Annotated in this window: 11 protein-coding genes and 3 pseudogenes; 7 read left to right on the top strand and 7 right to left on the bottom strand. The window is 69.1% G+C overall.

What is annotated here, in order from left to right; translation table 11 throughout:
* A pseudogene (locus AB0G84_RS35620) lies at nt 1-141 on the top strand (lipoyl synthase); the annotation flags it as partial.
* Between the two features lie 138 nt (nt 142-279).
* Here AB0G84_RS35620 and AB0G84_RS35615 read toward each other — a convergent pair.
* Complete coding sequence (locus AB0G84_RS35615) at nt 280-1,107, bottom strand: alpha/beta hydrolase (protein WP_361330659.1); 828 nt, start codon at nt 1,105-1,107, stop codon at nt 280-282.
* A gap of 299 nt (nt 1,108-1,406) precedes the next feature.
* On the opposite strand from AB0G84_RS35615, the gene AB0G84_RS35610 reads away from it, so the two are divergent.
* From AB0G84_RS35610 to AB0G84_RS35600, 3 genes are read left to right on the top strand one after another with little or no spacing between them, the layout of a single operon-like run.
* On the top strand, nt 1,407-2,150 hold the full coding sequence (locus tag AB0G84_RS35610) for an ATP-binding cassette domain-containing protein (protein ID WP_361330656.1): 744 nt from the start codon (nt 1,407-1,409) through the stop codon (nt 2,148-2,150).
* A 3-nt stretch (nt 2,151-2,153) separates the two neighbouring features.
* Nucleotides 2,154-3,437: a hypothetical protein gene (locus tag AB0G84_RS35605; protein WP_361330653.1), complete on the top strand. Its 1,284-nt coding sequence runs from the start codon at nt 2,154-2,156 to the stop codon at nt 3,435-3,437.
* Nucleotides 3,434-4,039, top strand: a complete 606-nt coding sequence (locus tag AB0G84_RS35600; protein ID WP_361330650.1) for a hypothetical protein — start codon at nt 3,434-3,436, stop codon at nt 4,037-4,039. The genes AB0G84_RS35605 and AB0G84_RS35600 overlap by 4 nt, the downstream gene beginning before the upstream one ends.
* A gap of 256 nt (nt 4,040-4,295) precedes the next feature.
* Here AB0G84_RS35600 and AB0G84_RS35595 read toward each other — a convergent pair whose 3' ends face one another.
* Entirely contained in the window at nt 4,296-5,579 is a 1,284-nt protein-coding gene (locus AB0G84_RS35595) for an MFS transporter (protein WP_361330647.1), read from the bottom strand.
* 195 nt (nt 5,580-5,774) lie between these two features.
* Between AB0G84_RS35595 and AB0G84_RS35590 the strand changes: the two genes are divergently transcribed.
* Nucleotides 5,775-6,449, top strand: a complete 675-nt coding sequence (locus AB0G84_RS35590) for a TetR/AcrR family transcriptional regulator (RefSeq protein WP_361330644.1) — start codon at nt 5,775-5,777, stop codon at nt 6,447-6,449.
* Between the two features lie 298 nt (nt 6,450-6,747).
* Here the strand turns inward: AB0G84_RS35590 and AB0G84_RS35585 are convergent, their stop codons facing one another.
* Nucleotides 6,748-7,305: an RICIN domain-containing protein gene (locus AB0G84_RS35585; RefSeq protein WP_361330641.1), complete on the bottom strand. Its 558-nt coding sequence runs from the start codon at nt 7,303-7,305 to the stop codon at nt 6,748-6,750.
* A 5-nt stretch (nt 7,306-7,310) separates the two neighbouring features.
* Nucleotides 7,311-7,910 carry an RICIN domain-containing protein gene (locus AB0G84_RS35580; RefSeq protein WP_361330638.1) on the bottom strand — a complete coding sequence of 200 codons (600 nt, stop codon included), beginning with the start codon at nt 7,908-7,910 and terminating at the stop codon, nt 7,311-7,313.
* 444 nt (nt 7,911-8,354) lie between these two features.
* Here AB0G84_RS35580 and AB0G84_RS35575 point away from each other — a divergent pair, with 444 nt between their 5' ends.
* Nucleotides 8,355-8,765: a hypothetical protein gene (locus tag AB0G84_RS35575; protein ID WP_361330635.1), complete on the top strand. Its 411-nt coding sequence runs from the start codon at nt 8,355-8,357 to the stop codon at nt 8,763-8,765.
* 99 nt (nt 8,766-8,864) lie between these two features.
* On the opposite strand, the pseudogene AB0G84_RS35570 reads toward AB0G84_RS35575, so the two are convergent.
* A pseudogene (locus AB0G84_RS35570) lies at nt 8,865-10,078 on the bottom strand (IS30 family transposase).
* 362 nt (nt 10,079-10,440) lie between these two features.
* On the opposite strand from AB0G84_RS35570, the pseudogene AB0G84_RS35565 reads away from it, so the two are divergent.
* A pseudogene (locus tag AB0G84_RS35565) lies at nt 10,441-10,595 on the top strand (site-specific integrase); the annotation flags it as partial.
* A 100-nt stretch (nt 10,596-10,695) separates the two neighbouring features.
* On the opposite strand, the gene AB0G84_RS35560 reads toward AB0G84_RS35565, so the two are convergent.
* Both AB0G84_RS35560 and AB0G84_RS35555 read right to left on the bottom strand, forming a co-directional pair.
* The gene (locus tag AB0G84_RS35560; protein WP_361330665.1) at nt 10,696-10,845 is read right to left on the bottom strand and encodes a hypothetical protein; all 150 of its coding nucleotides are present in this window, start codon (nt 10,843-10,845) and stop codon (nt 10,696-10,698) included.
* A gap of 49 nt (nt 10,846-10,894) precedes the next feature.
* On the bottom strand, nt 10,895-11,182 hold the full coding sequence (locus AB0G84_RS35555) for an LLM class flavin-dependent oxidoreductase (RefSeq protein ID WP_361330632.1): 288 nt from the start codon (nt 11,180-11,182) through the stop codon (nt 10,895-10,897).
* Between the last annotated feature and the right edge of the window lie 81 nt (nt 11,183-11,263).

Raw genomic sequence — 11,263 nt, 5'->3', positions numbered from 1 at the left:
AAGGAGGAGGCCGAGGAGATCGGCTACGCCGGCGTCATGTCCGGCCCGCTGGTCCGGTCCTCCTACCGCGCCGGCCGCCTCTACCAGCAGGCCATGGAACGGCGCAGCACCTCACTCGCCACGCCCGGACGAAACAGGTAAGGCCACCTCCCGTCGCACCACTGCGAACCGGAGCACCGACAAGCGAGGTGATCCGGGATGGGGAACGTCCGGCGGTCCGCCCCGCTTGGGAGCGGGCCTGGAGCCCGGGGCCCTTCCAGGGCAAGGCGGTCGGCCGCGTCAGCAGCCCGCTCCGCTGGTGGACAGGAACCGGCGGATTGCGGCTGCGGACTCCGCCGGCTTCCGTAGATGAACCCAGTGATCGGCCGCCAGCGCGACCAGGAGGGTGCCGGGGCGCCGAGAAGCCATCTCCCGCGCCTGTGCCGTGGGCAGAACGGTGCTGGCGGTGCCGTGGAGGAGCAGCGCGGGGCAGCGGGAGTCCAACCATTGGTGCCAGTGGTCGCCGAGTACGCGGGTGTCGGAGTCGACCATGTCCTTGGGGTGAGAGCCGAGCCGCCAGCCGTCGTGGTGCGGTCGCAGCCCGTCCTGCAGCAAGGGCGCCAGAGGGCCGCAGGCGGCGAGGAGTTCCTCGCGTGTGGGGGCGGTGTAGGGCAGTGCGAGAAGGAAGGACAGCGGTACGGGGTCCACGACGGGCAGATACACCGGCCCGTCGATGTTGATCAGAGCGCTGACCGCATCGGGCCTGGCCGCGGCCAGGTGGTAGCCGTTGATGGCACCGAGGGAGTGCCCGAGGACGGGCAGGGGCCGGTGGTCGAGGCCCAGGTGGCTAAGCAGGAGACGGAGGTCGTCGAGATACCCTTGCCGGTCGTACCGCTCCGCCCGGTCTGAGTCACCGTGCCCCCGCTGGTCGGGCGCGACCACCCGCCACCCTTCCGGCCCCAGGACACCGGCCAGCTCGGCGAAGTCGGCGCCTTCGCCAAGGTGCCCGTGCAGCGCGAGCAGAGGCCGACCCCCGTCCGGCCCGAAGTCGAGATAGGAAAGGCGTCGGCCGTCGCGGGTGGTGAGACAAGCACGCACGGGTTGGGCTGGGACGGGCCTGGTCGGCATGGCTTCACGGTAGAGGACGCCGGCGCTGGCCCGCAGCTGCGGACCCAAGAACGATGTCTGCCATGCGACGAAGTCCTGGGCGATGTCATCGTGGGACCGCTGCTTCAGCCGCTGCTTCAGTTTCCGCTTCAGCCTCGACAGGAGCAGGGGAATGTCGGGGGTGCGGGGAGGTTCTGCCGAACGCACATCCCGTCAAGATGATGTGTTGTCTCGTAGATGAGGAAACATCGGCCGGCAGCGTGGAAGCGTGCGCTGTGTTCTCGGCCGGCTCGGGTGAGCTTCGCGAAAGCAAGGATGGCATGTCTCTGCAATTCACTCAGTGTTCTTTCCGGTACGGCCGGAAGGTACCCGTTCTCCATGGGCTCGATCTCTCCATCGATCACAGGGCAACTGTCCTCCTCGGTCCGAACGGAGCGGGAAAGTCGACCCTTCTGGGCATCGCCGCGTCATGGCTCTCTCCTACCGAAGGAACCATCACCTGGAAGGGAATTGACCCCCATCAACAGAAGGCGCGAGCGGTCTATCGAAGAGCCGTGGGCTGGCTTCCGCAGAACGTCAAACCCATGCCGGGACTCACCGTACGGGAAAACGTCGCCTACATCGGCTGGTTGAAAGGGTTATCCCGCTCCGACGCCTGGGACCGGTCACGCGATGCTCTGGAGCGCGTGAAGCTGAGCAGTTTGGCCGGCCGGAAGAGCCACCGGCTCTCAGGCGGCCAGCTGAGGCGCATGGGCATAGCGGGAACTCTCGTCCACAACAGCGAAATCGTGCTGCTCGACGAACCGACGGCGGGGCTTGACCCCTCGCAGCGCCAGATCTTCCGCGAGCTGGTGACGAACCTGCTGGCCGACATCCACGTCGTGGTCTCCACCCACCAGACCGAGGACCTCGACGCCCTCTACGACCACGTCGTCGTCCTCGACGAGGGCCGGATTCGCTTCGAAGGCGACACCAGCACCTTCCTCGCACTCGCTGCTCCCGACACTCCGGAAGGGCGGCGTGCCGAAGCCGCCTACACCAAGCTGATCGCCCAGGAGGTGTGACCCGTGCTGTGGCGCACTGTTGCACGCTCCTCCTCCGCCACCTGGCTGGCTCCGCTGCTGGCCGCCTTCGTCGCGGTGCTGCTGTCGGACGACCTCACCGCCTCGGTGACCTCGGGGTATTGGCCCAGCGTCGGGGGTGCTGCCACCTTCGCGCTGCCCTTCGTGGCCCCGGCCTGCGCGACCGCCGGCGCCTGGGAGGGTGCACGCTTCACCCGCGGCAATGTGGCCGGCTGGGCACCGACCCGCTCGGGGCTGGCCCTTGCCCTTCCGCTGTTGCTCCCCGTCATCGCCCTGGGGGCCGTCGGCATGGCCGTGGCCGCTGCGCTGACGATCTCCACAGGCCACCCTGGGGCCGGCATGCCGCCGGTCGGCATGGCCGTCGTGTGGCTGGTCGTGCTCACCGCCCACGCCATGGCCGGCTTCCTGCTCGGCAAGCGCCTCCCGCTGGTCGTGGCCACTTCCCTCGCGCTGGTCCTCAGCTTCGTGCTGACCGCGTACCCGGCCGCCATCGAACCCCTGTGGCTGCGCCACATGGTCACCGGCGGCATGCCCTCCTGCTGTTCCCTTGGCCAGGTCCCGAACGGGAGAGCCGAGGCGAGTGCCGTGGTGCTGGCCTGCGGCGTCATCGCGGCCGCTGCCTTCGCCTTGACGGCGCTGGCAGCGCGCCTGCGCAGGGCTCTGATCACGGTAGCGCTGGTGGCCGGTCTGACCGGTAGCGGATCCCTGGCCTACGGACTGCCTGCCGATCCGGTGGGCGCCCGGGCGGCAGAGGAGCTGCGGTGTACTGGCGACAACCCGAGGGTGTGCCTGTGGCCGGAGCTCTCCCGCAGCTCAGCGATGGTCCGCCACAGTGCTGCCGAAGCGCGGCGGCGTCTGCAGCAGGCCGGTCTTGCCGTACCGGGCACCCTCACCATGGAAGAACACCCGGGCAACGGGGCGGCGTTCATCGGCTCCTGGCCTGAACCCACGCCGTCCGAGGTGCGCGCAGGGGTGGGTTCGGCCCTCTTGCCGTCCGGCCCTCCGGCGTGTGCGCAGTCGGACAGCGCCTTCCCCGGCGCTGACGCCTACAGCCCCACCGCAGCATGGCTCGCCCTGACCGCCGGCGCCACGCCGCAGGAGGTCGCCAGCCATTACGGGGAGAAGGACGCCGCAGTCGCTGCAGCCGTACGACACTCAGCCGGTGCGCAGCAGCTGGCCTGGTTCCGACACAACAGCAAGGCCCTGCGGGACTGTACGACCCGCCCCGCGCCCGTTCCCACCCACCAGACTCGGGAGTCGGCACGATGATCTGGTGGCTGAAGGCCAGGAGCGTCCCCGCAGTTGCGGCAGCTCTGCTCGCGGTCTACCTCATGGCGATCCTGGTACGCCAGGAGGCCATCCCCGTCCCCGCGGTGGCCGGCCCCTCCGGACAGCTTCTGGTGACTCAGATCCTGGGGGTGTTCCCCGTGGTGTTGCTCCTGCACGGGCTCGGCCGCGGCGACACCGTCACCGAGCAGGTGGCGCTGCGCCACAACGGCCGGCGCAACGCGGCGCTGTGCGTGTCGTTCGCCCTGGTGGCCATCGCGCTGGCAGCTGGAGTCCAGCTCCTGTGGGACCGGCCCGAAGCCCTGTCCCTTGCCCGTAACTGTGTCGGCTTCCTCGGTACTGCGCTCATCGTCCGCGCCGCAGTGGGACCAGGCATCGCCGCGATCTGCGTCGCGGCGCTGCCCCTCGCGTGCGCTGCTGCCGGACGCCGGCCGGGAGGATCGGCCCAGCCGTGGGCCTGGCCCCTCCACGAACCCCTCTCGTACCTGGGGGCCGGCGAAGCCACCTTCCTCTTCGCCCTTGGCTGCGCTCTCGTCGGGTGGGGAAACCGTCCCCTGCTCGATCCCCTTGCTCGTACCGCCTGAACTCCCCTTTGGGCGTGTGACCGGCGCGGTGGCGCGGCGGCGGTATTGCCGCGGGCATGACGGTGTGCAGCGTTCCTGACCAGCGGGCGTGCCGGTTCCGCTGGTTCCGCCGGTTCTCCCTGTTCAGGCGGTCGTGGTGCGCCTCGGGCGCGGTCCGGTCGGTTCCGCGTGGGCCCGTGGGTGCCAGCGGGGCGCCGGCCGGCGGGCAGGGAAGCTCCGCCTGTCGGCCGGCGACCTGTTCTGGGGGTGGGTTTCGTCAGGTGGGCAGGAGGGTGGCCAGGGCAGGGCCGAAGGCGCCGCCCAGTTGGTAGCTGAGGGTGAACAGGCCGACGGCGGTGGGTCGTTGGCCGTACGGGACGGAGTCGGCGGCGTACACCGAGAGTGTCGCCTGGCCCGAGGAGCTGACGAAGACCGATACGCCGGACGCGACGAGCATCAGCGCTGCGAAGGGCGTGACCGTCGCCGTGACGGGGGCGAGCGCGCCGAGGGCGAGGAGGACGGTGAGGACCGCGGCGCGGCTCATACGCGTCGAGAACGCCGCCAGGAGCCAGGACGCGGCCGAGCCGGTCAGTAGCGCGACGAGGGTACCCGCCCCGACGAGCCCGGCGTCCCAGCCCGCGCTGTCCTTCAGGAACCGGGGGACGAGGTAGAGCAGCGAGAAGTACGAGGTCGACAGGGCGCACACGACAACACTCGCGCTCAGGAAGACCGGGGTGCGCCACACGGCCGCGGGGACGAAGCCGTCCGGTCGGGTGCGGACGTGCACCACCAGCACCGCGGCCATGACCGCGGCGCCGACGAGCGCCGGGAGGGGGAAGCGGGGGATGAACACCAGCGCGCTGACCAGTGCCATCACCACGACGGCGCCGACGACGTCGAAGGGGGTGCGCGGGTCCTCCTCGGGGAGTGCCGGCGCGGTACGTATGACGCCGGGCGTGGCAAGCAGGGCGAGGGCGGACAGCGACAGCGCCGCGTGCCAGGACACGAACTCGGTGAGCAGGGAGCCCGCGAGGGGGCCGAGGGAGCCGAGGATGCCGCTGCCGGCGGTCACCACACCCATGCGGCGTGGGGTACCCGCGAGGGTGATGGCCGTGGTGACCAGTCCACTGCCGCCGATGGCCTGGGCGCCTCGGCCGAGGATCAGCGGCGGCAGGGACCCGGCCACGACGACCAGGAGGGTGCCGGCGGCCACCAGGGCGGCGCAGGCCAGCACGACTGCTCGTACGCCGCGGCGCTTGAGCAGCGCGGCCATCAGTGGGGTACACACGGCCATCAGCAGGCCGAAGGTGGTGGCGATCCACGTCGCCGAGCTCACCGGTACGCCGAGGTCCTCGCCGATGTCCGGGAGCGTCGTCGTGGCGCTGTTGGCGCTCAGGGCGGCGGGCGTGGCCAGCAGGCCGAGTAAGAGCGCGGGTACCTCGTAGGAGCGCTGGTGCGCGCGGGGCGGGGCTGGGTCCGTACCGCCGCAGGCTGGTGAACTACGTCTGGAATCCAGGGAGTTGGGGGCGTTGGACGTGTCGTTGCTGGCCGTATGCGTCATCGGTGTCTCCTTGCGGCGTGCTGGTGGGAGCGGAAGTGAAACTACACCGTGCAGTGTAATGAGTAAACTGCATGGTATAAATTGAGCTGAGGGCCCGGCGTGGGAACGCCCGGTCCCGCCGCGGTGCTCGGCCCCGGCGGCGGGCGGTGCCCGGCGACGGTGGGTGGCGGCGGAAGCGAGAGGGTGGGACAGGGCATGCGGGACGGGAATTCGGAGCAGCGGCGCGGGATGCCGGAGAAGCGCAGGGCGATCGCGCAGGCGGCCCGCGTCGTCTTCGGGCGTGAGGGTTACTCCCGCGCCAGCGTCGACGCCATCGCCGTCGAGGCCGGTGTCTCCAAGCGGACGATCTACAACCACTTCACCGACAAGGAGCACCTGTTCCACTCGGTGGCCCTGGAAGGTGCGCACCAGGTGTCCGAAGCCGTCGCGGAGATCATGGAACGGCACCTGCGCAAGATCGTGAACCTACGGGACGACCTCGTCGCCTTCGCCATGGAGCGGGCGGCCGCGGTGACGAAATTCCCGGATCACTTCGCGCTGGTCCGGACGATCGAGGCGGAGGTCACGCGGATTCCCCCCGCGCTGCTGGCGGACTGGAAGGAGGCCGGACCGCTCTCGGGCCACCTCCGGCTCGCGCCGTATCTCCAGCGGATCGCCGACCGGGGCCTACTCGCGTTCGACGACGCCGACGGTGCCGCGAACCACTTCAATCTGCTGACGATCACGGACGTCAACCAGCGGACGTTCTACGGCGCCCTCCCGATGCCGGAAGCCGAGACCGCCGACATCGTGACGAGCGGCGTGGACGCCTTCCTGCGCCTGTACGGAACGGAATCCGGACGCGCCGACACGCCAGGGCAAGCCGGGTAGTCCGTAACCTGCCGTCAGGTCGTCGGGGCGTCATGCTGCCGGTGCCGGTGCCGCTGCTGCCGCTGACGACGAGCGAGCCGAAGCATGGCGAGGACGCGCCGGGCGTCCGGCAACGCCCCGCCAACGCCCCACCCTGATCTCGGCATTGCACCTGTCGGGGCGGGGCATTGCGCATCGTAGCCACCACGGTATCCGCCCTTGGACACGAGGCCGGCGGAGCAGCTACCGGGCCGGACACGGCTGCAGACCAACAATTGCCGTGAGTCCGCTTCGGTTCAGGGGCACGCGGTCAGGGCTCTCAGGGGTGACGCGTGAGGTCCCACCGCTGATTCGAGTCGTGGTTGTCGCGCCAGAGGATGACGGGGGCGTTGTCCGCGGTGCTGGCTCCCTGGACGTCGACGGCAAGCCTTGCGGTGAGCGGATGCGCGTAGAGCGGGGTATGGCCCGGTGTCACCGGAAGGTAGCTGAAGCCCTGGTTGGTTCCGGCGATGCAGTCGTACTGGTCGAGGCGGGCTCCCTTGGCTGCGCCGCCGTGCACGGTCAGGCACTTTCCGCTGTGCACGTTGCGCAGCACCAGGGTGGCCAGTGAGGGGTCCCCTCCGCCCCGTTCGACGGCCCACTGCTGATTGGGGGCTCCCACGCAGCGGTACTGGTTGACCGTCGCGTTGTTGGCCGTGCTGGCGCCTCGCACCGTCAGGCACTTGCCGCTGTGGTTGTTCACCACATACCGGACGGAGGCTCCCTGAACCTGCGGGACGGCAGAAGCGGCGCTCGAGGGGGCGCCGGCGAGACCGGCCAGCGATAGCGCGGCCGATCCGGTTGCCAGCGCCGTGAACACCCTGTTGCGTGCCGACATGGCCCTCACCCCTTCGCCTTCCAGTCCTGGTTGGTCCTGTGGTTGCACGGCCAGTTGATCACCGGTGCGTTGTCAGCGGTGCTAGCGCCTTGAACCTCGAGGCACTTGTCGTGGCCGTTGACGGGCTGCAACTGGCCTGCCCAGTGCTGGGCGTTGGGAAGCTGGGAGTACCAGAGCTGGCTGGTGCCGTCCTGGTACGACTCCTGGACGGCGACGGTCCCCTTCCGGTCGCTACCGCCGCCCAGCGACAGCGCCTTCTGGCTGTGGTAGTTCTCGATGCGGCGCCACAAGCCGCCGAGGTTGTAGATGACCCACCACTGATTCTTTGCCCCCACGCACCGGTACTGATTGACGGGTGCGTAGTCGGCCGTGCTGGCGCCCTTGACCGTGAGGCACTTGCCGCTGTGGCCGTTGACGATGTAGTACACGTTGTCCGCCTGGCCGGCGACGTGCCGGAATCCCAGGCCGCCTACGTGGTCAGCAGCCCTCGGCGTCGCGGCCGCCGCGTCCGACTCCATGGCGTTCGGTACTGCCACACCGACGGCCATCAGCAGCGCGATGCTGCCCAGTGCTGATCGTCCTGCTCGTCCTGCTCGTGCATTCAAGGTGTCCTCACTCCTTCGTAGTTGTGCGGATGGGCTGTGGACACCGTTGCCCGTTGCCCTGATCGGTGGCCACCGGAGGGCGAGGGCTGGGAAATCCTGGGATCTCACTCCTCTGACCTGCACAGATGGGGGCGGGCATGGGATGAGAGCGGGACAGTCGCACTGGCTTCGGCACCGCCGCCGAGGGACTGCGGCGGTCGAAGTCCCGCTACGAGCGGGCCCGCCTCGCCGCCGGCGCCCTGACCGCCCGGGCTCGGCCCCCGACGCCTGACAGCCGCTGGGCAAGGTCCTCAGTCCGGATCGCGCGATGATTCGAAGCTCGTCGAAAGTCATGCGCATACGTGTTCTGTGCTGCTTAACTTGGCTTCGCCCGGCGATACCAGCCGGGTGCACCGTCAAATGCGGAATTTTGGCATCCGATGGATGCCATTCACGGGGAGAAAAATGAAGGCGTACAACAAGAGGACTGCCAGGAAGACCCAGGCGTCACTGGTGGCGGCGCTCGCGCTCGCGGGAAGCATAGGAGTCAGCGCACCGGCCGGCGCAGCGCCCCGCACAACCGTCGCCAAGGCTGTGGGAGCGGAAAAGGCGGCGGCCGCCAGGTCTTGCGATCACGTGACGGCGAGGGACAAGTCCAACGGGGTCGTCGTGGTCGTCGCCAGTAGCGGTTACACGAAGGCTTACAAGGAGCCTGGTTCAAACTGCATGGCAACGGCCAGCATGGCGCCGGGCCGCAACCTGAACGCTTGGTGCTTCACCATCAACAGTTCCGGGAATCAATGGGTCCGGGTGAATGAGGGATGGATCTACACCGGACATCTGGCCCTCAAGTCCGGTACGGTGAAGCACTGCTAACCGACCTGTGGATCGACTGATTCCCGTCTAACGGTCGAGCACAAAAGCGCCCCTTCGAACCACCCTTCAGTTCTAGCGGTCGTTGCAACACTGCCTGGCTTAGGTGGTGAGTAGATCACGTAGACGCTCGGCTGGTGTATCCCAGTCGAGCGTCTTGCGTGGGCGGCCGTTGAGTTCCTGCGCGACGTGTTCGAGGTCTTCGGGACTGTGCAGGCTCAGGTCGGTGCCCTTGGGGAAGTACTGGCGCAACAGGCCGTTGGTGTTCTCGTTGGAGCCGCGCTGCCAGGGCGAGGTGGGATCGCAGAAGTAGACCGGCATCCCGGTGGCCATGGTGAACTGCTTGTGACGCGCCATCTCGGTTCCCTGGTCCCATGTGAGAGAGCCGCGCAGGTGCGGGGGAAGGGTCTGGACGGTGCGGACCAGGCCGTCGCGGACTGCTGTGGCGTCGTGGGAGCTGCCGGGCAGGTGGACCAGCATGGTGTAGCGGGTGGTCCGCTCGACCAGGGTCGCGATGGCGGACCGGCCGTGTGCGCCGACGATCAGGTCGCCTTCCCAGTGGCCGGGCACCGCCCTGTCCTCGACCTCGGCGGGACGGCTGCTGATCATCACCATCGGGTCGTTGAACCGATGGGTGCGACGGCTCGGGTCGCGTCGCGGCTTGCGGCGCGTGCGACCGGTGCGGACGGCCGCCTGGACTTCCCGCTTCAGACCACCTCTGGCCTGCAAATACAGCGCCTGATAGATCGTCTCCACGCTCACCCGCATGTCCTGGTTGTCGGAATGCTCTTGGTCAGAGCGTGGCAGATCTGTTCCGGTGACCACCGTCTGCGCAGGCCGTCCTGGACGAAGTTGCGCAGCGGGCTCTCGCGCAGCAGCTTGCGTTCCTTCGGCCGGGGCCTGCGCGCGGCGGCGACCCTGTGTGCCGCGTAGGGGTGGTAGCCGGCAGTCCCCGAATTGTTCCGCAGCTCGCGCGAGATGGTGCTGGCCGGGCGCCCCAGGGCCCGTCCGATGGCCCGCAACGACTGGCCGGCGGCGCGGAGGTCGCGTATCCGCTCCCGCTCGGAGAGCGTCAGGAATCGCGGGTGCAGCTTCTTCTCAAGGGACTTGAGACTCACCGGCCTCACCGGTGCCTTCATGATCACACCGGACATCGTGACGGTTCCCGTCGTGTAGTTCACACGTCGGCCGTCGGGATAGACCCGTCCGTTGCCGGACCTCCGGACGCCGTTGTCCCAGTCCTTGGCCGTGCGCACATGCACCCCGGCCCGTTCGGCAGCCTCCCGGCGCGAGACACCCCGAGCCCGCAGCTTCATGTACTCCTCGCGCCGCGGGTGCCCCAGGTGCCCGTAGTTCAAGCCCGCCTTGCGGGCCAGCGTGAACGCCGTATTCAGGTTCAGGCCCAGCTCACGAGCCACGGGAGACACGCTCCCCACGGCGTCCAGCCGCTCAAGGAAACGCTTCTTCAACGCCGGATCGAGCCTCTTACCGCCCACGGTCCTCGCAACTCCCATGATCATGAGTGTTGCGAGGACCGCTAGAACCTAAGACCCGTGAAAAGGGCCCGAGGGGGCGCAATGGCTTCCGTACCAACTGGACTGGCTCGCCGGCGGTGGCCACGTCGAGGTGGTGTGGCGCCCTCTTGGGGATTTTCTCTGTCCCGTCACATCTCGCGTACCGGGCCGGACGCCGATGGGTTCGCTTCCGCGACCTTCGTCACTCGACCGCGACCCTCCTGGAGCAGGGCGTCGACCTCGTCGTCAAGGAACTCCTCGGCCACGCCACATCAGCGTCAGCTCTGGCGTCCACGCCCACGTCCGGCTCCGCCTACAGGTCGTGCGTTTGGCTGCTCGACACATTTCGGGCGAGCGCGGCCCAGCCAGAGGTGTCCTTAGAGGCGCCCTGATCCGGCTGGTGCTCCGGCCGGCCCTGGCTATGCCTGCGGGCGAATCCAGGTCCGGGCGAGTTCCGCTACCCAGGTGGTCGCCGCGTCGGGTGCGGGCGGGGGCGCGCCGACGACGACGAGTTCGGTGACGCCCGCCGCACCGAGTGCAGGGAGGCGCTCCGGGACGGCGTCGCTCAACGCGACGGCGACCGTGAACTCGTCAAAAGCGCGGCCGTGGCGGGCGCACTCATCGGCGAGAACGGCGAGGTGCGCCGGGACGTCGGCCGCCGCGACCGCCCCCGACCCCGAGGCTGAACCGTCCGGCGGAGAGTACGTCGAGCGTGGCGGCCTGCTTGGCGACCAGGACCGGGTTGTGCTCAGACAGCAGGAGTACGCCGGAGGCGAGCTCGATCCGGCTGGTGACCGCCGCCGCGAAGGCCAGGGCAAGCAGCGCGGGTCCAGCCAGTCCGCTGTCCGCGGGCACGGCGATCCGGCCGTCCGCGGAGTAGGGGTAGCGCGAGGCGGGAGCGTCCACGAGCACCCCGTGCTCTCCGACCAGAGCCTCGCGAAGCCGTGCGTCTCCGCATCTGTGGCCACCGCACGGATCACCTCGGGA

The organism is Streptomyces sp. NPDC020742 (assembly GCF_040641675.1).
GTDB lineage: Bacteria > Actinomycetota > Actinomycetes > Streptomycetales > Streptomycetaceae > Streptomyces.
The sequence above is the reverse complement of the archived record's forward strand: the minus strand, read 5'-3'. Positions and strand labels throughout refer to the sequence as shown.

Excerpts from the sequence above, each read along its gene's own strand:
- AB0G84_RS35615 (WP_361330659.1), bottom strand. The coding sequence starts at position 1,107 with ATGCCGACCAGGCCCGTCCCAGCCCAACCCGTGCGTGCTTGTCTCACC.
- AB0G84_RS35610 (WP_361330656.1), top strand. The coding sequence starts at position 1,407 with ATGTCTCTGCAATTCACTCAGTGTTCTTTCCGGTACGGCCGGAAGGTA.
- AB0G84_RS35600 (WP_361330650.1), top strand. The coding sequence starts at position 3,434 with ATGATCTGGTGGCTGAAGGCCAGGAGCGTCCCCGCAGTTGCGGCAGCT.
- AB0G84_RS35595 (WP_361330647.1), bottom strand. The coding sequence starts at position 5,579 with ATGACGCATACGGCCAGCAACGACACGTCCAACGCCCCCAACTCCCTG.
- AB0G84_RS35590 (WP_361330644.1), top strand. The coding sequence starts at position 5,775 with ATGCGGGACGGGAATTCGGAGCAGCGGCGCGGGATGCCGGAGAAGCGC.
- AB0G84_RS35585 (WP_361330641.1), bottom strand. The coding sequence starts at position 7,305 with ATGTCGGCACGCAACAGGGTGTTCACGGCGCTGGCAACCGGATCGGCC.
- AB0G84_RS35575 (WP_361330635.1), top strand. The coding sequence starts at position 8,355 with ATGAAGGCGTACAACAAGAGGACTGCCAGGAAGACCCAGGCGTCACTG.